The sequence below is a fragment of the Paenibacillus sp. J22FR83 genome, assembly GCF_059691955.1.
The window spans coordinates 1-24106 of sequence record NZ_JCAUAM010000002.1; the positions used below are offsets into that span (position 1 = coordinate 1).

Genomic DNA, 24106 nt, shown 5'->3' on the forward strand with positions numbered 1-24106 from the left:
CGCCAGCCATACTAACAAGTATTGACAGCAAAACACGCAATGAAGCAGAACGAACCGCACAAACTACACATTTTCATTCATCATATCGTCGCGTAGCGGCGGGGAGACTACAGTTAATTCCGGCCAATATGGACTAAACCGCCGACCCTCACCAAAATAGATGTACATTTTCCATCTAATCGTGAAATCTCAGCAAATACGGCGATTTTAACTGTACCTTTTACATTTAATTGAATGCTAGCTACTCAACTGAGTGCCAATTCTACTTTTACTTACTTTTACTTACTTCTACTTCTACTCATACCTCTACTTTCTCCCCCCTCCGCTACCGTCTAACCTTGCTCCGCCGCCCCAAAACAAATTAAATGGATTTTATGTAGCTATTCTTGCTGATTTTCCTCATTTGGGAGCAATAGATGGATTTCCTACAGTTAATTCCTGCCAATATAGACTAAACAACAAACCATCACCCAAAATAGATGTACATTTTCCATCTAATCGTGGAATTTCAGGAAATAGGGCGAATTTAACTGTACTTTTTACATTTAATTGAATGCTAGCTACTCAACTGAGCGCCAATTCTACTACTTCTACTACTACTTCTACTTCTACTTCTACTTCTACTACTACTTTTACTTCTACTTCCACTTCCACTTCCACTTCTATTAATACTTCTACATTCTACCCCCTCCGCTACCGTCTAACCTAGCTCCGCCGCTGCAAACAAATTAAATGGATTTTATGTAGCTATTCCTGCTGATTTTCCCCGTTTGGCAGCAATAGATGGATTTCCTACAGTTAATTCCGGCCAATTCGCACTAAACAACCAACCCTCACCAAAATAGATGTACATTTTCCATCTAATCGTGGAATTTCAGGAAATACGGCGAATTTAACTGTATATTTTACATTTATTTGAAAGCTAGCTACTCAACTGAGCGCCAACTCTACTACTTTTACTTTTACTTTTACTTTTACTTCTACTTCTACTTCTACTTCTACTTCTACTTTTACTTCTACTTCTACTTCTACTTTTACTTCTACCTATAGTAAAAAGCGTCCAGCCCCACGCCATCGCGGGGTTAGACGCTTGCTACTTCGCTATCTCTCCTGCCAAGCAAATCGATACCCAATCCCCGGCTCCGTCAATATGTACTGTGGTCTGGCCGGGTCTGTTTCAATCTTCTTCCGTAGGTGTCCTACATATACGCGAAGGTATTGGCTGTCAGATTCATACTGCTGACCGCCCCATACTTGCTTGAGCAGCTGCTTATGCGTCATGACACGCCCAGCATTAACGGCAAGCACCTTGAGTAAATCATACTCAGTTGGCGTGAGCCTCAGCTTCTCGCCACGCAGCTCGACGCTGCGCTTGGCCAAGTCAATGACCAGCTGGCCGAGCTTCAGCACAGGCTCATCCGGCGCCTTGGCGATATGCCGAAGCGCCACACGCATGCGGGCCATGAATTCGCCCATGCCGAATGGCTTCGTCACATAATCGTCTGCGCCGCGATCCAAAGCAGCGACCTTATCAGGCTCTTGATCTTGCGCTGTGAGAATAATGATGGGCACATTCGACCATTCACGAATGCCGTCCAACACCGCCATGCCGGTTATATCCGGCAGCCCCAAATCTAACACGATGAGATCCGGCCGGAACATCGCTGCCTGCAGTAAGCCATCCTGCCCCGTTGCCGCTTCGGCCGTTTCAAAACCGTGCGCAGTTAACGTGACCCGCAATAATTTACGGATTTGTGCCTCGTCATCAATCACTAGAATTTTCGCCCCTGTGGTTGTCATCGTTCTCTCCTTCCCGCTTAGCGAATTTCTACTGTGATAAAGGCAAGCTCAGTTCGATCACCGTGCCCTGCCCGCCATCTTTCCTCGCATTAGCTGTAATGGAACCGCCATGCGCTTCTACAATACTCTTACAGATTGCGAGTCCCAATCCTGTCCCAGGAATATGTTTGGTCCGATCGCCCCGATAGAACTTCTCAAATACTCGTTCCCGATCTCCTGGAAGAATGCCTGCTCCTTCATCGGTAATTGTCAGACAGAGCCTTTCGCCATCTTTCACTGCTTCAAGACGAATTTCGCTGCCCTCAGATGAATACTTGACCGCATTGCTGATGACATTCAACAGCACTTGCTCCATGAGCACTTCATCCAGCGGAACGGATGGCAGATCCGGATCCAGAACAACACTAACGACTCTATTCTGCAGAGAATCCTTCAATTGTGACAAAGCGACGCCAACAACATCTTCGATCCCGCACCACATTTTGTTCAAACGCATCATCCCGCTCTCAATCCGAACCATGCCGAGCAAATTCCCAACGAGTCTATTCATACGGGTAGCTCCCTCACGGGTTGTCAGCAATAACTCTCGCCGATCCTCAGGACTAAAGACGTCCTCCCCTTCGAGTAACCCTGTGACAGAGCCAATGATTGTAGCCAGCGGTGTACGTAATTCATGAGAGAGCGAATCTAGCAGTGCTGTGCGGAGCTTCTCCGACTCGGCAGTTAATTGGGCCACTTTGGCCGCATCTGCGAGCTTGACCCGAGAAATCGCCACGGCTGCAAGGTCTGATAATGCTTCAATCTCACGGATCAGCTCTGGCATATCGGAGATCGGTCGATCACTGACGTGTACAGCGAGCACACCATGCACCTGCTGGTCTGTCGCCAACGGAACATACAAATCCGAGGATTCACTCAATGTTCGCGTCCCTCGTCCCGCAATCGTATTGTGATCACTCACCCATCCGGCGATAGTTAGGTGCGCGTCATCACTTGCCCAATCTTCCTTTGAATAAGCTTCTACCTGCTGTACACCCTCTTGGTTGAGCATAAAAATAGCAACCCTCGTATCCAAAGTATCCGAAACATGTTGAACAATCAGCCTCAGCAACATCTCTAGATCTGATATCGCTGTGATCTTACTACTTAACGCATACAGGGCAGCTGTACTCGCTTCTTTCTGCTGTGCTTGATGGAATTGATTTCTAAGCTTGGAAGCAAGACTTGACGTCAAACCAGCCACACATACGTACACAATAAACGTAAGCAGATAACGTAAATCAGAAACCGACAGACTAAGCGTAGGTGGGACAAATAAGAAATCTACCACCAATACGCCTAGTCCAGCAGCGAAGAAAGAGGGCCCCCTCCCCCAACGAACTGCGCTAAACAGCACAGGAAATAAATAAAGTAACGATATATTGACTAGATCGAAGAAGGATTCAAACCCTTTAATACCTATCGTCATCACAACGATAAAAAGTGCCGTCACACCATAAGATTGCCAATAAGCATGTTCATTTTTTTGAGTGTCCATAAGGCTTATTTTACCCTATTTCGAGAAGTTTGCCACGAATCATAGTGGGCAACAATGAGCACATCCATTGTGCTTGTATGCGGCAAGAGCTTTCTGACAAAATCGTCTTTCCATACGATGATTTGTGTAGCTCTAGCGTTACTTGCTTTCGCTGCAAATACACGTGGAATGTGGCTGCGCTTCGCTACGTTTTGATACGAAAATTCGCCTCCCAAGCGAAGGGTAAGCTTCTGTAATCCCCCTAGCTTTGCCTCCCAACACTCATCGTCCAAATCCCGAGCCGCAATAAAACATACATGCCAAACTGCCTTAAGCCGATGCGCAATACGAAACCCTCGCCGAATTAAACGATCCGCCTGCAAAATGTCTGTCACACACACGTAAATGGCTTCTTTCCTTCGCCAAGGCCCCCGCAAAGAGCTCTTACGCTCCATCGATTCTAGACGTTCATCCACATCATCCGCAATTTCACGCAATGCTAATTCCCGTAAAGCGATCAGATTCCCTGTTTTAAAAAAGTTATTTAACGCTTCATCTACTTTGACCATTGCATAGATCTTACCGGTTCTCATACGAAGCTGCAACGCTTCTGGGGCAACGTCAATTAACTGAACTTCATCTGCCGTGCGCAGCAGACTATCTGGTACGGTTTCACGTACGCGAATCCCCGTTATATGCTCCACAGCATCATTCAGACTCTCCACGTGCTGCACGTTGACAGTCGAGATAACTGAAATGCCAGCTTCCAGAATCTCCAGCACATCTTCATAGCGTTTCTTATTCTTACTCCCTGGTACGTTAGTGTGAGCAAGTTCATCAACTAACACCACTTCTGGTCGCAGACGAATAATAGCTGCTGTATCCATCTCTTCCAGCCTTATACCTTGATAGTCGTTCAGAGCCCGCGGCACAATGTCAAGATCGCCTACTTGCCCTATCGTCTCTTTCCTTCCATGTGTTTCAAGCAAACCAATCTTCACATCGATCCCCTTCTTAAGCAAATCATTGCCTTCCCGCAGCATCGTGTACGTTTTACCGACACCAGGCGCAGCGCCAATATAAACCTTGAATCGGCCACGTTTGATTTTTTCAATTTTCGCTTCCACTTCTTGTTTACTTAGACGTCTATACTTGTAAGGCTCCTTCGGTGTGTGAATATGAGCAGGGAGAATTCGCTCTCCCTCTTGAGAAGCACGATCCGCTACCAGAAAAACGTCGATATTTTTGGTTCTTTTTAGCACGCCATTAATCACGGATCCTTGAATCCAAGTTTGCCACCTCGTTTGTTTGGAATGCCCTAAGACGATACGTGTAACATGATTTGCGTAGGCATAGTCTACAAGAATCCGAGGAATACAGCGACGATACGTAAGCGGCAGTTCTTCAAACTTACCGCCAACTTTCTCTACAAGCTTCATGATTGACCTTCGAAAAGCAGCAGCTTCTTTGCTAAGCGTTTTACCTTGTTTACGCAGCGTAACGACATGCAGATCACCATTCAAGCGCTTCGCGATTTGTTGACCTCGGCGTACATAAATGGAACCATTCCAGTGATATTGGGTTGTAACCAGTATACGTTCCGTCGCGCCAGATGGCCCTTCGAACCCCATTTGTTCACGATGAGCCTCCAAAGAATCATTCACATCCTCAGCAACAAGACGAAGCGCCAGTTCTCGCAACACACCTAAATTACCGCGTTTAAATAGGGCAGCATCCCTGTTTCCCTTCAAATGCCCCTCGCCTAACCGAGCTAGGATCGTTTCTGGCGTTGCATCAATGAGTCTCACCTCATCAGCCAGCTCCAAGGTATCAGAGGGAACGCAGTGTCCGACTTCAATACCCGTCAGTTTATGAGCAACCTCCATCGCACCCTCTAACTCATAGACATTCACCGTGGAGATCACGCTAATATCGTGCGAGAGCAAATAGGTAATATCTTCGAGCCTAGTTGGGAATGGGGCTCCCTCACGGTTCTGATGAGCAAGTCCATCAACGAGTACAACTTCAGGATTTCTTTCGAGTAAGGCTTCCAAGTTCAGATCCTTTTGTTCCACGCCGTCTTTTATCCAATGAATGCTAGGGACACGCTCCAAGTCCCCCAATTGTTCCACGGTTTCCGGTCGTTGGCGCGTTGAGACCGCACATATCACGACATCGATCCCTTGCCCCTTGAGGTTATGCCCTTCACGCAGCATATGATAGGTTTTACCTGATCCGCTAACTGCCCCAATATAGATTTTGAAGCTGCCGCGGTGCAGTTTGGAGATGGATAATAGGATCTCTTCGGGTGTTTTTCTTTTGAAACCATCCATAACGCGCACCTCCTCCCCTGTCTCTAAAATGTACAGAAACCACTCTCACCTATTGAGAGTGGTTGGCTGCGGTCACAATTTCACTTGTTTGAGCAATTCCCTATTCAATTCAGTCACATTGACCCTGGGTTCACCGAATATCCCCAACTGTCGTTGTTTTGACATGTGGTCAATTAAATCATTGAGCTCATTCACGGTGATCCCCGTTTCCTTGCTAATTCTTGACACTTGGGCTTTCGCTCCCTCGGGTGACAAGTCCGGATCGAAGCCTGAACCAGAAACCGTAACTAAGTCTACTGGGATCTCCTCAAGTGTAGGATTCTCAGCCTTAATTGCAGCAATTTTCTCGGCCAGAGCTGCGGCATAATCGCTGGAAGCTACCACTGTATTGGAGCCAGATGATGCTGTAGGATCATACTTGGCTGCTGAGGCTCTTGGATGGAACAACTTTGGAGACTCGAAGTTTTGAGCCAGCAATTCCGATCCAATAACCGTACCACCTGATTCTATGAGACTGCCATTTGCTTGTTTGGGAAATAAAACTTGAGCCACCCCTGTCGTAGCAAGTGGGTAGATCAGTCCACAGACGATCATGAACAACAACGACACACGAAGGGCGATCATAACCGATTTCATATGCAATCTCCTCATTTCTCTTTCTCTCTACACAATATTCAAACCGTGAAGCACCATATCAATGATTTTAATCCCGATGAATGGCACAACCACACCACCGATACCGTAGAGCACAATATTACGTGACAATAATCGGTTAGCTGACATCGCCCGGTACTTAACACCCTTCATAGCAATAGGGATCAACAGCGGGATGATGATGGCATTGAAAATTAAAGCGGATAGAATGGCCGATTCCGGCGACGCCAGGTGCATAATATTCAACGCCTGCATCTGCGGCAGAGCTAGAATGAACATCGCAGGAATGATCGCGAAGTATTTCGCAATGTCGTTGGCAATCGAGAACGTCGTCAAAGCCCCGCGGGTAATTAGCAGTTGCTTACCAATGGAGATCACCGATAGCAGCTTGGTCGGATCGGAATCCAGATCGATCATGTTAGCCGCTTCTTTAGCTGCCATCGTCCCTGAATTCATCGCCAGTCCTACGTCCGCTTGAGCGAGCGCAGGAGCGTCATTCGTGCCGTCGCCTGTCATGGCGACAAGCTTGCCTTCTTGCTGCTCTTTCTTGATCGCCGCGATTTTATCTTCCGGCTTCGCTTCAGCAATAAACTCATCCACACCGGCCTCAAGTGCGATTGTTGCAGCGGTAAGCGGGTTGTCTCCGGTGCACATGACGGTTTTGATCCCCATTGCGCGAAGCTCTGCGAATCGTTCCTTCAACCCTGGTTTTACCGTGTCCTTCAGGTAAATAACACCATAGATTCGCTCGTTAATCGCAACCGCGAGGGGCGTGCCTCCTGCTTTTGCGATTCGGTTCGTTATCGCTTCTAAGTCAGCGGGAATTGTGCCACCATGCGCAGTGACATACTTCTTAATCGCATCAACCGCACCTTTGCGGAATTTCACACCATCGGCTAGATCAAGTCCTGACATCCGTGTTTCAGCGGTGAACTCCACCACTTCTGCATCCGAGTAGTGATCCGCTTGCCAAGATTCGCCGAGTTTATGCGCCAGCTCCACAATCGAACGTCCTTCTGGCGTTTCATCCTTCACAGACGCTTGCAGCGCTGCAAAGGTAATGTCTTTCACCGATCTGCCACCAACAGGTAGAAACTCAGAAGCCATCCGATTCCCGAAGGTAATCGTCCCTGTTTTGTCCAGAATCATCGTATCGATATCGCCAGCTGCTTCAACCGCTTTACCTGACATTGCCAGCACGTTAAACTGTGTCACACGATCCATCCCAGCTATACCAATCGCGGATAAGAGTCCACCGATTGTCGTTGGAATGAGACATACGAGCAAGGCAATCAGCGTGGAAATTTCTAATTTTACGTTCAAATAGGATGCCATCGGAACCATCGTCATAATGACAATTATGAAGATCAGTGTCAGTACAGCAAGGAGCGTTGTTAACGCAATTTCGTTCGGCGTTTTCTGCCGTTTGGCGCCCTCGACGAGTGCAATCATCCGATCCAAGAAGGACTCGCCAGGATCCGTCAACACTTTGACAACGATATAGTCTGAAGCTACCCGAGTACCGCCTGTCACCGATGAGAAATCGCCGCCTGCTTCCTTAATAACCGGGGCAGATTCACCTGTAATGGCTGACTCGTCAATGGAAGCTAAACCTTCAATAATTTCACCGTCGGACGGGATGATCTCGCCAATTTCAATGCGTACCACATCGCCTTTACGAAGTGAAGTCGATGATACTTGCTTATAAGTGCCATCCCTTTGCACCAAACGAGCCATCGTATCGGATTTGGTCTTCCGCAGGGAATCAGCTTGAGCTTTCCCACGACCTTCCGCCAAGGCTTCGGCGAAGTTAGCGAAGAGCAAGGTAAACAACAAAATCAAGAAAACGGCGATGTTATAACCTCTCCCTACCTCCGAGCTACCAAACAACTCAGGTGCAAAGGATAGTAGAAGGGTAATGACCGTACCAATCTCCACCACAAACATGACGGGATTTTTCATCATGACCCAAGGATTACATTTTTTAAACGAATCCAGTATGGCTTGATTCATAATGTCTTTCGTTATTGTTTTTTTACGTTCCACAGTCCAATCAATCCTCCATCTCTATGACGTCTATCCGTTTAACGCGCAGCCAAATGTTCCGCAATCGGCCCCAATGCCAGCGCCGGGAAGAACGTTAGAGCACCAATAACTAGCATAATCATGATCATAATGCCCATAAATAAAGGCGTATTCGTCCGAAGTGTGCCTGTCGTAACAGGAACGATTCGCTTCGTAGCAAGTGATCCCGCAATGGCTAGCATCGCGATAATCGAAATGTAACGTCCGAACAGCATGACCAACCCAATGCCCAAGTTGTAAAAGTTCGTATTTGCCGTCAGGCCACCAAAGGCCGATCCATTATTAGCTGCACCCGATGTGAAAGCATACAGCACCTCAGAGAGACCATGCGTGCCCTGATTGGCTATGGACGCAATCGATTCAGGCCGAATGAGTGCCCAGGCTGTCGGTGCAAGAATAATAAGCGGGTGAGTAAGAAGCGCGATAGCCGCTAGCTTCATCTCTTTTCCTTCAATCTTCTTACCTAGGAACTCTGGCGTACGCCCTACCATCAATCCGCAGATAAATACGGTTAGGATCAAATAAAGCAAACCGTTTAACAAACCTACTCCTTTACCTCCGAACACATTGTTCAACATCATTTGAGCCAAAGGAACAAGGCTTCCGAGAGGCGTAAGCGACTCATGCATATTGTTGACACTGCCTGTTGTTGCAGCCGTGGTTACGGCTGTGAATACGGCGGACTCGGACAGCCCGAATCGCACTTCTTTGCCCTCCATGTTCCCATGTATGCCTAATGCATCTACCGCAGGCACACCCCGGTATTCCGCATAGAAAACCGTAGCGACCATCACTACGAAAATAATCCCCATCGCAGCAAAGATCGTCCAGCCCTGCTTTTTGTTCTTGATCATGAGTCCGAATGCATACACCAGCGAGGTAGGCAGGAGCATCATGCAAATGATATGAATCAAGTTCGCAACAGGCGTTGGATTTTCAAAAGGATGCGCGGCATTCGTGCCGAACCAACCACCACCGTTGGTGCCTATGTGTTTAATCGATTCAAACGAAGCGACTAAACCACGGGTAATGGTCTGCCCTGCACCTTCAATCGTTGTTGCTTGTACGGCACCCAGCAGGGTTTGTGGAACACCTTGAAAAACAAGGAACAAAGCAACAAGGAAACTTAGTGGCAAGAATACGCGTGTAATTGCCCTAGTTATGTCTACATAAAAATTCCCAAGATTGTCTTGACGACCAACTAAACCGCGTGTGAAAGCAACTGCAATCGCAAATCCAGTGGCTGCCGAAGTAAACATCGGGAACGTAAGACCCACCATTTGTGATAAATAGGATAGGGCATTTTCACCGCTGTAAGCTTGCCAGTTCGTATTCGTAATGAATGAAACGGCTGTATTGAAAGCGAGTGCCGGAGGCATATTACCTATGCCATCAGGGTTAAGCGGTAAGTATTTCTGAAGCCGAAACACAGCGTACATAAGCAGCATCATGACAAAGTTAACTAACAGGACGGCTCCTACATACTTTTTCCATCCCATGGCTTCGTCTTCTTTAACACCCATGATGCGATAAGATACACGCTCTAAGGGGCCAAAAACACGATCAAGACCACTCTTTTCAGAGCCAAACACTTTGACCAAGTAGATGCCCATAGGTTTTACCAACAGTATGATAATCCCTAGTGTGACGACTACCTGTAACAATCCCATACCCATAGTAGGTTCTCCCTCTGCTTACATAAGCTCATAATCTACACTTAGAATTTCTCTGGTTTGACTAAAACAAAGCCGAGATATGCCATAATCGCACATCCAATGAGTCCAATAACGATCATCTGGCTGCCTCCTAAAGTTTGGCTTGAAACGACTCGTAAGCCTGATGCTCAAGCTTTTTCGCAATATGTTACAAATCCCCAGAACCCTAGAAAGGTAACTGCGAATAACAAAATCATTGTGACGTCGCTGTACATGGTAATCACCGCCCTCTTTCCTGAATCATTGTAACGCCGAATCCTATAAATTAGGGGTAAAGAATCCCTGTGTTTTGTATAAAAAAAACATAAAAATGGCCTATACGGAAACTGAAAAAAAGCACCTCCTCCACGCAAAAAAGTGGTTGAAGATGCTTTTGGTTTTAAGAAAAGTCGGGACCCTAGAATGAAATATACGCCCCAGAATGCTCGAACAAATACGTGCGGTCCCATTGAAGGCTAGCTGATGGTTGGCCATGGGATGCGCTCGCAAGCTTATCCGCTGCGTCCGTTAAGGCTGATTCCAACAGATGTGTTCGATCCGCCCCCCACGCCTCCTCTTTGTGATGAACATATTGCAAACCTTCCGACAAATTAAGCCCCTTGAGCCTCTGAAACACAACAGCCCATTGTACGAAATCCCCTTTCCAGCTGCCCCATGGCAGTACAAATTTCCCTAAACCACACGCACCCTTATTCGTTGTTATCGCCACTAAACCACAGTGACAATCCATGTCATGCCCAGGTACCAGGAGATCCGCTAATTCACCATCCAACTGAAAACATTCAATTCGGGTAATTGTACATGCCTTGTTAAGTTCAATACCTGCATCTGCTTCTCTTACAAGTGTCAGGGGTTTGGGATACATAACGACATTTCACTCTCCTACTAAGTTGGTAGAAAGACGGGACCTCAGCGTTACCAGAACGCCATGTAAAGTTATTGAAACGTATGTTACGCCTCCTCACCCGAAATTGTAAAAAGCTGTGACGGGCGTAATTTCGCAATTTTCATGGGTTTCTGGTGAGTGAAAGCGGATTCAAACGAGCCTAACATGTATTATCGATGTAAATGCTCCAGTTTGCTTCACTTCTCTCTCTTTTTTATTAGATTTTTATAGATTGCTGGCGGGTTTTTACCCCGTTTTTATACGATTCGGTTCTACAATGAGAGAGTGAGATGGGGAGAAACGCGGCAAAGTTGCGATAGTCCGATTTATCCGAATTAAATCGACGATTCCTTCTTAAAAACGATAAATAGTCCGATTTTGCCGAACTAATTCCCCGTTTTCCCTTTGTGTGGAGGGTTTGAGGTGATTTAGTTCGGCCTTTTCGGACTAATGGAGATTTCAGGAGATAAGCATAACAAATAGTTCGGTAAATTCGGACTATTGGCTGCTGAGGTGGGAGCGGGAAGCGCGCTACTTTTTCAAATGATACGGCACGGTCGTCACAACCAAATTCCGTTTATACAACAGGAACGCCCTTATCAACAAACTGGATTGATTGTGGAGGATATTATGCCAGTTCTTCTTCGGGATAAACTGCGGAATAATCACCGTTACACGGAAATTAGATTCCGTAGCTTTGTGTTCCACCGTATCGATGAATTTGGTCAAGGGATGGACAATACTTCGATAGTGGGAATGCAGCGTAACTAAGCGCACATCAGGCTGCCACTTCTGCCATTTCTCCTCGAACTTCTTCTCATCGTCCCGTTCAAAGGCCACATACACCGCGATAATTTGATCAGGTGACAGCGATTTGGCATAATTCAACGAGTTCTCCACGACATGTGTGAAGCCCGCTACAGGCACTATCATCACATTGCCCTCAATCGGGAAGGCAGGTTCACAAGAAGTGAGTCGCAATTGTTCCGCGATCGCATCGTAATGCTTTTTGATTTGATGAAAAATAAAAACGATCAGCGGGAGGAAAATGAGCACACTCCACACTTGGCCAAACTTGGTGATAAAGAAGATCATCATGACGATGAAGCTCATACATGCGCCTACCAAATTGACCGCCAATTTAAGCAGCCAACCTCTGGGTCTCTCCCGAAACCATTTTACCAGCATACCTGTCTGAGCCAGTGTAAAAGGGATAAACACCCCGACAGCATAGAGTGGAATTAACTGCTCCGTTTGCCCCTTGAACACGATGATTAACAGCATGGAAGTAACCGCCAAAAAAATAATCCCATTCGAATAGCCTAATCTGTCGCCGCGCATCGTAAACATTCTAGCGATAAATTTATCTTTGGCCAGATTAACTGCGAGCAAAGGAAATGCGGAATATCCCGTATTCGCGGCGAGAACAAGAATCATCGCGGTAGTACCTTGGACGATATAATACATCACTCCTCGGCCGAATGTCACCGTCGCAATCTGAGAAACGACCGTTTCCTTCTCAAGCGGTGCAATACCATAGTAGTAAGCCAAGTAGATGATACCTGCGAACAAAATCGCGAGTAGCATCCCCATGGCCATTAATGTTTTGGAAGCATTTTGCGGGGCAGGCGCTTTGAAGTTCGGTATCGCATTGGATATCGCCTCTACCCCCGTTAACGCTGAGCTCCCTGAGGAGAAGGCTCTTAGCAGGATGAATAAGGAAATACCCGCAACAGGTGTCCCTAAAGGTGCATGCAAATCTGGAGAAATTTGACCTGTCAGAATTTTGAACAAACCAATCCCAATCAGGATAAACAACGCCACCACAAACAAATACACAGGATACGCCAAAACGGAGGCCGATTCGGTGATTCCACGTAGATTGAGAATTGTAATAAACAAGACGAGTGCCAGAGCAATCGGTACCGTGTAGCTATGTAAGCTTGGAAAAGCTGAGGTGATCGCATCGGTTCCTGCGGATATACTTACCGCTACGGTCAAGATGTAATCGACCAATAACGATCCGCCTGCAAACAACCCGGCGTTCATGCCCAGGTTCTCTTTCGAGACGACATAAGCACCGCCCCCTTGGGGGTAAGCAAAGATGATTTGTCGATAGGACAAAATAAGAGCAACCAAGAGAAACAGAACTCCGCAAGCGATTGGAATCGTATACCAGAACGCTGCTGCGCTAATCGTAATTAGAACAAGTAGAATCTGCTCAGGACCGTATGCTACCGAGGAGAGGGCATCAGAAGAAAGAATAGCCAAGGCTTTCTTCTTATTTAATTTCTGCTCGCCTAATTCATGGGACTTCAAGGGCTGGCCTATTAATAAACGCTTCAAATCAGTCAACAATGGAGGACACCACCTTGATGTGATAAGTTCGTTTCAGTTTGCCCTATTTATATGAAATTCATTATAAATATTGGTAACCCACATAGAAAAAAGAACATTAGCATCATGCACTAATGTTCAGAGAAGGTTTGAATTGTATGGATTGGTTATACAATCTCCACATCGATCAGCTTAAACTGAGTCACATCAACCAAGCCGCGATTCGATATACGAATTTCCGGAATCACGGGCAGCGCGATGAGGGAAAACGTCATGAAAGGGGCGTTCATGGTACAGCCAATGTGTTGCCATGCTTTGTCCATCTCGGCGACTTCCTTGACGACTTCAGGCAGTGCCTTCTCGGACATAAGGCCAGCAATGGCCATCTGAACCTGGGCCAGCACTTTGCCATTTTCCACTACGATCATACCGCCGCCGAGCTTCACAAGCTCATTTGCAGCGAACGCCATGTCCGCTTCATTCACGCCCATCACGAGCAGATTGTGACTGTCATGGGCTACCGTAGAGGCCACTGCCCCAGACTTCACGCCAAATCCATGGGCAAAAGCAAGTGAAATTTGACCTGTACCTCGATGCCGCTCGATGCAAGCTAAACGAACAATATCTTGCTCAGCATCCGGCAGGATGATCCCTTCCTGAATGGCAAGCTCCGCTGACATCTTCTCGGTTCTGGCGCTATTCTCGACCACGCGGATGACATTCACTTTCGTGTGCGTCTGCTGGGCAGCCGCCCCAAGCTTAAAGTCCTCTGCCGTCAACTCACGCTTCACGTTCATCGAATTACGAATATGAAGCGGGTACGTAAACACAGGGAATTCCACTGTTAGCTCGCCTTGTTCTGCAATGATTTGCCCATCCGTAATGACCATGGAAGGCTCCATCTTCTGCAGGTCATCCATCAACAGGATGTCGGCACATTTCCCCGGTGTGATTGATCCCACATCATGCTCCAGCTTAAAATATCGCGCCACATTAATCGTGACCATTTGAATCGCAGTAACCGACGGAACGCCTTCTTCCATCGCGCGTCGTGCCACATGATTGAGATGCCCTTTCTCCACGAGTGTTTGCGGATTCACGTCATCGGTAACCAGCGAGATATTGGACGTATTGACGCCATCCTCGGTGACAATCTTGATGACTTCTTTGACATCATGCCACGCTGAGCCTTCCCGAATCATGAGATGCATCCCCATGCGAACCTTATGCAGCCCCTGCTCGCGAGTTACTGTCTCGTGATCCGATGTAACTCCGGATGCGAGATACGCTTGCAGCATACGATCATCATCGCTCGGGAAATGTCCCGTTACGGTCTTCCCGCTGTGCAGCGTAGCTTCGATTTCTCCGCACATTTTGGGATCTCCGTACACAACACCGGGGAAATTCATCACTTCACCCAATCCAACTACATTGTCCCACTGCAGCCCCGCCCCAATATCCGCTACCTCTAAAGTAGCGCCGCCATCTTCCAAATCGTTCGTTGCTGGCACACAGGATGGGAAGGTCGTGAACACTTTGAGCGGCAGCGACTGCCCCTCTTCATGCATGAGTCTAACCCCTTCGGCGCCGAACACATTCGCGATCTCATGCGGGTCCATGAAAATCCCTGTCGTCCCTTTGACGATCGCCGCTTTGGCGAATTCCGTCACGGAAAGCATCGTGCTCTCCACATGCATGTGGCCGTCCAGCAAGCCCGGTACCATGTATTTGCCAGTGGCATCGATTCGTTTCGTGTGCGCCCCGATGGTATGGTCTGCCTTTCCTATATAAGCAATTCGTCCCGCTGCAATCGCGATATCCATATGGGCAATAAGTTCGCCAGAATGCACGTTGACTAAGGTACCATTTTGAATAACCAGGTCGGCGGCTGCTTCTCCGATAGCAACTTTAGCCAGTATGCGGCTAACATTCGTTAATGTATTTCGATTTGGGGTATACGTCATAGATTTCGTTCTCCTTTACTCCTACATGAGCATCCATATATATCAATACATAAATGTACTCTTTAATGTTTGTCTGAGCAACTTGTAACTATTTCTTATAACGGATACTCCTCCTATTTATCGTATATACTGCCCCTTCAAATGCTCCGAAATCGACGTAAACGCGAATGCCTTCAAGATGTTTTCCAGCTTCGCTTGCGTACCTTTGATATTATAATAATGAATAAAATGCTCTTTGCTAGGGAGATCAAGCTTATGCTCACTGACGTCAATTTCCCTTGGATGCAGATAGACAATGGAGCTCTCCCCTCGGCGATTGGCTGATTGCATCGCTTTGCGAATCACGAATTCCGGGAAAAATCTGAAATAAAACCCACCGGAATAACCCACATTTCTCCCGGCAACACGCATGACAGACATGGGAACCTCGAAGAGATGAAGTTCTCTGCCGTTCACGATTGGCTTATGAATCTCCCTTTTCGCTGTAGGAATGCCATAAAGGAACGTTTTGACAGGAAAAATACTCGCGTCATACAGGAAGCCCATCTCTTCCAGTACTTCAAGGTAATCCATATTGCTTTCAACGATGGACCATGACGGCGCCCGATAGCCGAGCACCTTCGTCCCCGTCAGATCCTCAAGTATATCGACTGACTTCTGAACATCTGCCCGAAACTCTTCTCTCGTTTGCTTATAGGCTAGTTCGTGGGCATACCCATGCGAAGCAACATCATGCCCCTCCCGCGCAATAGCCTTCACGATATCCGGATAATCTTCTCCAATACAGCCCAGTGTAAAAAAGGTCGCTTTACACCCCGCATCGCTGCACATCTGAAGCAGGGTATCCATATGTGCACGGAAACTAGAACCCTTCGTCCGGTCTGGCGTCAGCCCATCATAATTGGCATGAAACCATTCTTCAATATCAAAGGTAAGTAAATTCGTTATCGGTTTGGAAGAATTAGGCATGCCTCTTGGTCCCTTTGATAGCGAATGACGTGCATAACCGATCGTGCGCTTTCCACCCTGTACTTCCTTTGGAGACGTAAGGGAACGGATGATAGATCTTTAAGAACTCTATATGCTCAAATCCGTGCGCTATGAACACTTTCTTCAATTCATCCATCGCGTACATGCGATCGAATTTTTTGGTTTTCTCGAACAATCGGAGCACTTTCCTCTGCCAGGACCGGCGATGCAAGGTTTCTATGAGCAGCGTTCCCCCAGGCTTCGTCACCCTAGCCAACTCGGCAATAACCGCTCGATACTCCTCAATGAGTTGAATCACACCGATACACAGCACGACGTCGAACTTGCCCTCTTCAAAATGAAGCGCCGTTAGATCATCCGATGAAGTTCGAAGACCTCTTTCCGCGGCAAAGGCAAGGCTTCTCTCCGAGAAATCCACCCCATACACCGTGTTGGCCCCTACGAGAGGCTCACTAAATGCGCCAACACCACAGCCGGCATCCAGAATCTCTTTGTCGTGAAGCTCCCCGAGCCAACCTAATGTATGATTTCGCTGCAAAAAGAAACTTTCCTCATTATAATAGTCGGAGGATTGTACGGAAGCTCCATGAACCTCTGCCCTCTTGTCAAAATACTGCTTCCAGCTAAGATTAGCCATTCTCTATTTCCCCCGATTTTGGATGAACCTATAGTTTGTTCGTTACGGCATAAGATACTTAATAAGCTGCTTACCTAGGGGCTCTGTGACTATGTTAGGCATTTTCTTCCAGAGTTCGATGAAAAGGCGAAGCTTCTCTTTATCTGGAGGACCCGCCTCTTCATTAGCGCTGCCCATGACGACATAGGTGAGCTGCTCAGGAGCAGCCCCCCATTGTTCCTTGTACTTATACGTTCCTGAACCGGTTTGCGAACGACCGAGATCCAGCTTTTTCAGCCCGCTTCGAATCCCTAATTTCACAGCTTCCCAGTACATAAAGTTATTGAGATACTTGTGGTTGTACGACGTCAAATTTGCTCCATAGGGATAATAAAGTGTGGAATCCCCAGGGCTAATGACTAGCAGCATGCCGCCAGCTACTTCACCCGTCTCTACATCAATAACCGTTAGCAGCACCGCGTGATGGGGTAAATAGTCGAAGAATTTTTGGAAAAATCCGATCTCCTGCGCCGGTGAACCCAACTGCTTCATACGCCGGACATAGACTTTATGAAATCGTGCCAGATTCCCTTGGTCATAAGAAACCTGAAACCAGTTGTTCTTATACACCTTCCGGATATGGTTTCGATTATTGCCAGTGGAGAGGGATAGTACCTCATCTTCATTGGTTAATGGCAATACGAACGTGTGATTGATGTCGTTTATCTGACCATGAAGAGGATCCAATTGCTTACGCATCGGAGACAGATTCCTGCCTTCACTGAGCATCGTCCCACTCTTCAATCTCAACTCGATGTAACGAAGCCTGTATTGCTTCTTCAATTGCACGATGGCATCCCTAGCAAATTGCGCAGCTTCCTCATCGAGCGCACACACATCGGTATAATTGACAAAGGGAAGCGAAACGCCTACCCGTTGGAGTCCTAAGTTGCGGCCACTTATTAATGGAATTAGCGCGCAAATCCCATCATTAGAATCAACGACAGCATGATACAAGCATTGATAACGGAACGTCTCGAGCAGAATTTGTCGGAATGCCAATGTATGAAACGTGGTCCCCTGAGACCAAGCCAGCCTGTCCCAGTCTTCCTTCATGTCTTCGGTATAGGGCAAACAACGGTACATGGAGACTATCCTTTCAACCATAGAATGACACCGATCATAATAAACACACATCCCGCCCATTTCATGGCGCTAATTTGTTCATGGAAAATCATAATCGAAACGAGAATCATAAAAATATATTGAATACTCGACACGAAAGTCACATAACTCAAGTCAAATTGGGACAGGCAATAAATCCAGATAAAGGCCGCCAGTGCGTAAAAGGCAAACCCGGTCACAATCAATGGTGTCGTCATGTACCCTATGGCAATCGTCATGATGCCACCTTCGAAATTGACAGCTCGCCCCCCTATTTTCAGCAAGGTACTGGCCACAACCGTCATAAGTACACTGGCAACTAGCATGAAATATTTGATGATTTTTCCTCCTCATTGCTCTTCTTCTCAAGCTCTTCCAGCCTTAGCTTCGTGAGTCCCAGTTCCTGCGTGAGCGCTTTGTTATGTAGTTTTAACCCTGAGATACTTATGCTCGTATTCAGCAGCAGGAGATAGGCAGATGCGATTAGGATGGCGAAAAATGCAGATGGCGCATAATCGATCCCCAGTAGCTTGGAGAACCACTCCATTAAATCCGTGAACATGGACATAATCAATGTAAAGATGCCAATCACGAACCAGACAAGTGCGTATTTCTCTCGAAGTCTTCTAGCCCTCACCATCATAAATACCGTACTCATCAGAATTAAAGAGAAGACGACACCCATGACTTGCACACTATACAAATGATGTTCACTCGTTAGCATCCCTACCACCTCGTCCTTGTCCTTGTAAAAGAGAATAAGATCGACATAATTACCTTCGTCATATAATAAGGACTTTGCATCGGAGTGATCGACGAGACACCGTGTTCACGTTCTCTCATCTCAACGCCAACTTCACCGATGTGAAGTCCATGTTTGCTGATCAGAATAATGGCATCAGGCTCTGGATAATCGTCCGGATAAAATTGGCTTAATAACTCGATGCTCTTGCGGTTATACATGCGAAACCCTGATGTCCCATCCGTGATCTTCGTCTGAATTAATAAACGAAATAAATAATAGAACACTTTAATCCCCATTCGCCTGGTCCGCGTTGTTTGGAATGATTTAATATCTAGAAATCTCGAGCCGATGACCATATCAGCCCCTGTTTGGGTCATGCATGCAAATAATTTATTCACCTCGCCAGGAAGGTGCTGACCGTCCCCATCTATTTGCACCATATAGGAATAACCGTTCTTCTGGGCATATTTGAAGCCCGTTTGCACCGCGCCACCAATTCCTAGATTGTAGGAGAGATCTACTACTTTGACCCCCTCTCCTGCTTGCTTGGCTATGGCCGATGTGTTGTCCTTCGAGCAATCGTTAATCACGAGAATATCGTAGCTAGGAAGATTCTCACGTACATCCCTGATTACTTTTAAAATATTGTTCTGCTCATTATAGGCCGGGATGACTATGAGTGCTTGTTTCTGTTCCATTGAAGCAACTTCCCTTCTAATTTGTTAAAGAAGTATAAGATGATATGAATCCATCTTTCGACACCATAGCCACAGATGATACAAATAAAAGGGAGGGCAGGCAGCTTATAGCGATACATACTATCCATGAACAACACCATACAGAATAGGAATATCGATACGATCACCAACCAAATAATCGATGTTTTTCTGAAAATATTGTTTCTAATGGCAGCGTAAGTTCCCAATAGAAAAAGAAGTGACGGGAGGATATCCCTGAACAATTTAATAACTCCAGCCACACTCTGAACATCCGTCTTCCATACCCACCAGCCGATAAACGCGAGCGCCCTTCTTCCGTATAACACCAGCACATGATCCCAATTATGAATAAGAAAACTCAAGATTAGGCTGCCTAGCATATCAATGCGATAATCAGGACGATAAAAGTAGTCATGATCTGATGGGTTGTCATAAATCCACCCTTTGGCATAAATATTGTATAGGACTAACTTCGCATTATATTGTAGAGATGTCAGAAGTGGATTGAATTTATCGGCCCATACAAGAAAGCCAACTGTTGTAAAAACAAGTAGTAAAGCGCATACAAACTTATATCTATGCCTCTTGAGGAAATTGATCGGTTGTTCCCGTTTAACGTTCAGTACGATGTAGATGAAAATAAATACAAGCGTTAGAACACCCGTTGGGCGGAATACTAGCATGAGAAGTGAAGAAGCGAGGAATAACGAACCCATAACTTTATTGTTATTCTCAAGCGTTTTTAGAAGAAGGAACACATTCAGCAGGACTAGATTCATAAACAAACTATCTGAAAGAATGTACATCGACCAAACCGTGATATGCCAGGAAGTAGCGTAGAAATACGAAGCCACAATGGCGGTAATTCGGTTAAATAAGCGAAGCGTGATAAGGTACACCAGAATTACACACGATGCCGTTGTGACAGCCTGAATAAAAACGACAATATGTTCTTCCTTAAACAAACCTATTAATACAGCGAGAATGAGATTATAGCCCATATAAAGAAGGTCATTCATGTGTAAGCCAAGTTTGAAATCTGTTAACAAGGCGTGGGCGTAATTCAGATACCACTGCGAATCTTCCGATTTCGGAAGTCCTTTCTCCGAGTTCAGGATAAAGAAGAAGTACTCTAATTTCTTCTTTAGTGAAATCGCGAGAAGAACGAGAATATATAGCCATTCGCAATCCTTATATCGCTGATAAATTTGATTCAATCGGTCGATAAGATACACTCTGCAAACAACTCCATATCTGTAAATTAATTATGAACGAATTGTAAAAAAAGTGTGATTTAAGTGTGAAAACATCTTAGAATTTTCGACATTCCTTGATAAATTCCTGCTTCTTTTGAACTATATTTAAATATATTTATATGAGGTAGTTTGAGGGACGATTTTGGGGGCTATTTGCGGGATTGGATGAGTCAAAAGAAACCGAAAAAACACAACTAATTGCCGATTATCGTAAAGACGCTCGAATCGATAGATGCTAATCTACTACTAATAATCATCTACGCTTGAGGAGTGTAGCTAATGACTAATTGGAAGCATCTTTCGATCCGGACGAAGCTAATCGTTTCGTTTATCATCATTATTTTATTGACAGCGGTTGCAAGTTTCTTTCAGTACCAGCAATTCTCAGGGTATATCCGTCAATATAACAATTTGCTGATGGATGTTACCGCAGCGAATGCTATTAACGGACAATTGAAAAATGAGCTGGATTCCGAAATGAGAGATATCCTGTATGCCAAAAAAACATTTAAACAGGGCAAGCAATTTGAGTTGTTAGATACGATGGATAAGGGGATTCTCACATTAACAGGCAGAGAACAGGATCCTAATGTCGCCAAACAGATTCATGTTGTTGCCAATACAATGAGTTCACTCCGGGATAAGGTTCAGAGTCTCGACAGAGCTGATCTAGTCGAGGATAAACAGATGGTCTTTGATATCATCATGGATACGACGCAGATCGTACAAGACGAGGTCAGTGAGCTGATTCGCTTGAAGCTGATTGCCAGCGGACAATTGCAGACGAAGATCATGCACCAATTCTCGCGCGATATACTTTGGACGCTAGCTATGTATGTTCTCGTTTTAATTGTATCCATTGGACTGATTATGGCACTTAATCGAATTGTCGTACGTCCAATTGAACAACTCAGTAGGCGCGCTTCCGCTATTGCACTCGGCAATTTGAATGCTTCTCGCCTTCTGGTCTCCAGTCGAGATGAGATTGGAGACTTGTGCCATTCTTTTAACCGAATGACTGAGAATTTGCTAGCGTTAATTGGCACCGTCCGCTATATGAATGCGAAAGTGCAGACTTCATCCAACAATATTAATCGTGCGATGGAAGAGAATCGAGATGCCAGTTCAGAGATTGCAGTGGGTGCCTTATCCATTACAGAAGCAGCTCAATATCAAACCAAATCGATTGCAACGGCAGCGACTGAAGTCGAAAATGTCATGCATGCGTTTCACGATATTCGCGGTAAGCAGGAGATTATCTATGCTCATGCTGAGCATTCTTTAGAACTCACTCGTAAAGGAGACGAACATATTGCTGTGTTCTTGGATCAATATGATCGAATCGCTGGAGGTATGAAACAGGTAGACCAGGATACGGACAGCTTGCATACCTTATTCAAGCAATTGAAGAGCACAATGAAGCAACTGCGAGAGATTGCTGCCCAAACGAATATTTTGTCCATCAACGCCAGTATTGAAGCAGCTCGGTCTGGTGAGGCAGGTCGGGGGTTTGCAGTTGTCGCCCAGAAGGTGAAAGAACTAGCGCAAAGATCGAAGGAGCTTGCACAGGACTCGGAGCAGCAGACAGGCAAGGTACAGGACCGCATTGAGTTTATTCGCTTGCAGATGAAACAGGGACTGGAAGATCTGGAACATGGTAATAGAAGTGCACAGCAGGCCAAGTTGGCATTCACTTCGATTCATCATGTGAATATGGACATTCATACTGAGCTTGGTGCCATCTCTAGCCAAATCTACGACGCTAACGCCAATATTAAGCAACTAGGTGAGGAAATGGCTGGGGTTCGGGCTCGTTCCGAGCAAATTAGCTTTGAAGTGGAGCAGGTTTCGGCAATGGGGCAGGAGCAGCTATCCTCCTTTGATGAAGTTACCGTATCCTCGAAGCGTCTAACAGAGGAAGCACGCGAACTGCATGAGGGATTGCAGTCTTTCCGAACAGAGTGATGGGGTCTTGTTTGCAATAACCCTAATATTACAGAAGGCGAAACATGAACCCTGTTCAAGCAAAGCCTATGTATTACGATGGAAGCGGACCATTCAATTACCACAGACAAAGATCATTATTAAACCCGTAGGTGTGATCATTAAGCATGTTCAGGTGCCTTACTTTCCTTACTGATAGCGTGTTAACTATCAATATCCGCATGGAAGAAACACAACTTTAGAACTGTTGTCCAATGGTAACTTTTACCTTAAAATAAAAAGAGAAATTTGTTGAAAGTTGGTCATTTCCTTAAGGCGGTGAATGTATTCATGAGTTATCAATCCCATGTGAGAAATAACCAATCGTCAGAACAACACAATAAGCAGACTCGCTCTAACAGTCCAGCCAAACAGAATGGAACAGCGGATCGCATGTCCTCTTTATCCACTTCACATATCGCTCAACTACAGAGAACCATCGGAAATCGCGCTGTCGCGCAATTATTTAGATCCCAGTCTCCAACACCAACATCATCTGAGAAGCCTATCCAGACCAAAAAGAATAACACAGGCATGCCCGATCATTTGAAATCAGGCGTGGAGAATCTTTCTGGTCTGTCCATGGACTCCGTTAAGGTGCACTACAATTCCGATAAACCTGCTCAGTTGCAGGCTTTAGCTTATGCACAAGGGAATGACATCCATGTAGGGCCTGGTCAAGAGCAGCATTTGCCGCATGAAGCTTGGCATGTTGTCCAGCAGCGTCAAGGCAGAGTAGCACCTACGCAGCAAGCTGGCGGCGTCGCCATTAATGATGATCATGGATTAGAGTCCGAAGCCGATCGAATGGGTGCGAAAGCATCTGATCTAGGCGAAGAACGTATGCAAATGAAAAGATCCGACAACGATAGTTTAGTAAGCGGAGAGACTTCCCCCTCTTCGGATACGATCCAAAAGGTGGCTGCCACCCTGTACGACGGATTGGATGCGAATGATCCAAGTACGTATGATGTTGGTGGCGGGCATTCTTATGCCGATCATGGGGCACATACAACGGAAGAACAACAACGCGAACGCTTGAAAAGCGGTACCGCACCTTCGGGTCGGGTGAGTAAAGTGCCAACGGGCAAAGCCGCTTCGAAATTCGTTTCGGATGATAAGCATAAGGCAGCCTTCACCAGTGCTTACAGCACTTTGGTGTCCAAGAATGCACCGAAGCAGAAACTCGTCGGCATGGGTACAATTATTAGCGTGCCAGGTGCAGGGGTCGGTTATCTCCGCGATGGCACAGAGGTCACTTGCGATCAGGTTCAATTAGATATTCAGCCGGACAATGGCAAATTGAAAATCAATACGATGTTTCCAGTAAGCTAGGAGGATGA

The 24106-nt window shown here is 46.2% G+C and carries 18 protein-coding genes; 2 read left to right on the forward strand and 16 right to left on the reverse strand.

Translation table 11 applies throughout. The features are described from left to right. Positions 1–1101: 1101 nt before the first annotated feature. From AC58PV_RS03675 to AC58PV_RS03750, 16 genes are all read right to left on the reverse strand, one after another. Entirely contained in the window at positions 1102–1800 is a 699-nt protein-coding gene (locus AC58PV_RS03675; protein ID WP_497430938.1) for a response regulator, read from the reverse strand. A 28-nt stretch (positions 1801–1828) separates the two neighbouring features. After that, a complete protein-coding gene (locus AC58PV_RS03680; RefSeq protein ID WP_497430939.1) occupies positions 1829–3337 on the reverse strand; it encodes an ATP-binding protein in 1509 nt (502 codons plus the stop codon). A 5-nt stretch (positions 3338–3342) separates the two neighbouring features. After that, on the reverse strand, positions 3343–5649 hold the full coding sequence (locus AC58PV_RS03685) for a histidine kinase (RefSeq protein ID WP_497430940.1): 2307 nt from the start codon (positions 5647–5649) through the stop codon (positions 3343–3345). Between the two features lie 72 nt (positions 5650–5721). Continuing rightward, positions 5722–6285 carry a potassium-transporting ATPase subunit KdpC gene (gene kdpC, locus AC58PV_RS03690; protein WP_497430941.1) on the reverse strand — a complete coding sequence of 188 codons (564 nt, stop codon included), beginning with the start codon at positions 6283–6285 and terminating at the stop codon, positions 5722–5724. Between the two features lie 27 nt (positions 6286–6312). After that, complete coding sequence (kdpB, locus tag AC58PV_RS03695; RefSeq protein WP_497430942.1) at positions 6313–8349, reverse strand: potassium-transporting ATPase subunit KdpB; 2037 nt, start codon at positions 8347–8349, stop codon at positions 6313–6315. Between the two features lie 38 nt (positions 8350–8387). Continuing rightward, positions 8388–10058, reverse strand: a complete 1671-nt coding sequence (gene kdpA, locus AC58PV_RS03700; RefSeq protein ID WP_497431370.1) for a potassium-transporting ATPase subunit KdpA — start codon at positions 10056–10058, stop codon at positions 8388–8390. A 442-nt stretch (positions 10059–10500) separates the two neighbouring features. Further along, entirely contained in the window at positions 10501–10968 is a 468-nt protein-coding gene (locus AC58PV_RS03705) for a hypothetical protein (RefSeq protein WP_497430943.1), read from the reverse strand. A gap of 552 nt (positions 10969–11520) precedes the next feature. Next, positions 11521–13347 carry an APC family permease gene (locus tag AC58PV_RS03710; protein WP_497430944.1) on the reverse strand — a complete coding sequence of 609 codons (1827 nt, stop codon included), beginning with the start codon at positions 13345–13347 and terminating at the stop codon, positions 11521–11523. Positions 13348–13493: 146 nt separating this feature from the next. Further along, positions 13494–15290 carry an adenine deaminase gene (ade, locus tag AC58PV_RS03715; protein WP_497430945.1) on the reverse strand — a complete coding sequence of 599 codons (1797 nt, stop codon included), beginning with the start codon at positions 15288–15290 and terminating at the stop codon, positions 13494–13496. 117 nt (positions 15291–15407) lie between these two features. Then, a complete protein-coding gene (locus AC58PV_RS03720) occupies positions 15408–16259 on the reverse strand; it encodes a DUF3473 domain-containing protein (protein WP_497430946.1) in 852 nt (283 codons plus the stop codon). Next, positions 16252–16917 carry a class I SAM-dependent methyltransferase gene (locus tag AC58PV_RS03725; RefSeq protein ID WP_497430947.1) on the reverse strand — a complete coding sequence of 222 codons (666 nt, stop codon included), beginning with the start codon at positions 16915–16917 and terminating at the stop codon, positions 16252–16254. Before AC58PV_RS03725 ends, AC58PV_RS03720 begins: the two co-directional genes overlap by 8 nt. Before the next feature lie 42 nt (positions 16918–16959). Beyond that, positions 16960–18063, reverse strand: coding sequence for a GNAT family N-acetyltransferase (locus AC58PV_RS03730; protein WP_497430948.1), 1104 nt, complete (start codon positions 18061–18063; stop codon positions 16960–16962). Next, positions 18048–18299 carry an EamA family transporter gene (locus tag AC58PV_RS03735; RefSeq protein ID WP_157264614.1) on the reverse strand — a complete coding sequence of 84 codons (252 nt, stop codon included), beginning with the start codon at positions 18297–18299 and terminating at the stop codon, positions 18048–18050. Before AC58PV_RS03735 ends, AC58PV_RS03730 begins: the two co-directional genes overlap by 16 nt. Before the next feature lie 80 nt (positions 18300–18379). Next, positions 18380–18784: a DUF2304 domain-containing protein gene (locus tag AC58PV_RS03740; RefSeq protein ID WP_497430949.1), complete on the reverse strand. Its 405-nt coding sequence runs from the start codon at positions 18782–18784 to the stop codon at positions 18380–18382. 2 nt (positions 18785–18786) lie between these two features. Then, the gene (locus AC58PV_RS03745) at positions 18787–19503 is read right to left on the reverse strand and encodes a glycosyltransferase family 2 protein (protein WP_497430950.1); all 717 of its coding nucleotides are present in this window, start codon (positions 19501–19503) and stop codon (positions 18787–18789) included. Continuing rightward, a complete protein-coding gene (locus AC58PV_RS03750) occupies positions 19479–20759 on the reverse strand; it encodes a glycosyltransferase family 39 protein (RefSeq protein WP_497430951.1) in 1281 nt (426 codons plus the stop codon). Before AC58PV_RS03750 ends, AC58PV_RS03745 begins: the two co-directional genes overlap by 25 nt. Positions 20760–21059: 300 nt before the next feature. Here AC58PV_RS03750 and AC58PV_RS03755 point away from each other — a divergent pair, with 300 nt between their 5' ends. After that, positions 21060–22745, forward strand: coding sequence for a methyl-accepting chemotaxis protein (locus tag AC58PV_RS03755; RefSeq protein ID WP_497430952.1), 1686 nt, complete (start codon positions 21060–21062; stop codon positions 22743–22745). Positions 22746–23054: 309 nt separating this feature from the next. Then, positions 23055–24098 carry an eCIS core domain-containing protein gene (locus AC58PV_RS03760; protein ID WP_497430953.1) on the forward strand — a complete coding sequence of 348 codons (1044 nt, stop codon included), beginning with the start codon at positions 23055–23057 and terminating at the stop codon, positions 24096–24098. Positions 24099–24106: the final 8 nt, after the last annotated feature.

Bases quoted from the DNA above. Each gene is read 5' to 3' on its own strand.
- AC58PV_RS03675 (WP_497430938.1), bottom strand. From the start codon at position 1,800: ATGACAACCACAGGGGCGAAAATTCTAGTGATTGATGACGAGGCACAA.
- AC58PV_RS03680 (WP_497430939.1), bottom strand. From the start codon at position 3,337: ATGGACACTCAAAAAAATGAACATGCTTATTGGCAATCTTATGGTGTG.
- AC58PV_RS03685 (WP_497430940.1), bottom strand. From the start codon at position 5,649: ATGGATGGTTTCAAAAGAAAAACACCCGAAGAGATCCTATTATCCATC.
- kdpC (WP_497430941.1), bottom strand. From the start codon at position 6,285: ATGAAATCGGTTATGATCGCCCTTCGTGTGTCGTTGTTGTTCATGATC.
- kdpA (WP_497431370.1), bottom strand. From the start codon at position 10,058: ATGGGATTGTTACAGGTAGTCGTCACACTAGGGATTATCATACTGTTG.
- AC58PV_RS03705 (WP_497430943.1), bottom strand. From the start codon at position 10,968: ATGTATCCCAAACCCCTGACACTTGTAAGAGAAGCAGATGCAGGTATT.
- ade (WP_497430945.1), bottom strand. From the start codon at position 15,290: ATGACGTATACCCCAAATCGAAATACATTAACGAATGTTAGCCGCATA.
- AC58PV_RS03720 (WP_497430946.1), bottom strand. From the start codon at position 16,259: ATGCCTAATTCTTCCAAACCGATAACGAATTTACTTACCTTTGATATT.
- AC58PV_RS03725 (WP_497430947.1), bottom strand. From the start codon at position 16,917: ATGGCTAATCTTAGCTGGAAGCAGTATTTTGACAAGAGGGCAGAGGTT.
- AC58PV_RS03730 (WP_497430948.1), bottom strand. From the start codon at position 18,063: ATGGTTGAAAGGATAGTCTCCATGTACCGTTGTTTGCCCTATACCGAA.
- AC58PV_RS03735 (WP_157264614.1), bottom strand. From the start codon at position 18,299: ATGACGATTGCCATAGGGTACATGACGACACCATTGATTGTGACCGGG.
- AC58PV_RS03740 (WP_497430949.1), bottom strand. From the start codon at position 18,784: ATGCTAACGAGTGAACATCATTTGTATAGTGTGCAAGTCATGGGTGTC.
- AC58PV_RS03745 (WP_497430950.1), bottom strand. From the start codon at position 19,503: ATGGAACAGAAACAAGCACTCATAGTCATCCCGGCCTATAATGAGCAG.
- AC58PV_RS03755 (WP_497430952.1), top strand. From the start codon at position 21,060: ATGACTAATTGGAAGCATCTTTCGATCCGGACGAAGCTAATCGTTTCG.
- AC58PV_RS03760 (WP_497430953.1), top strand. From the start codon at position 23,055: ATGAGTTATCAATCCCATGTGAGAAATAACCAATCGTCAGAACAACAC.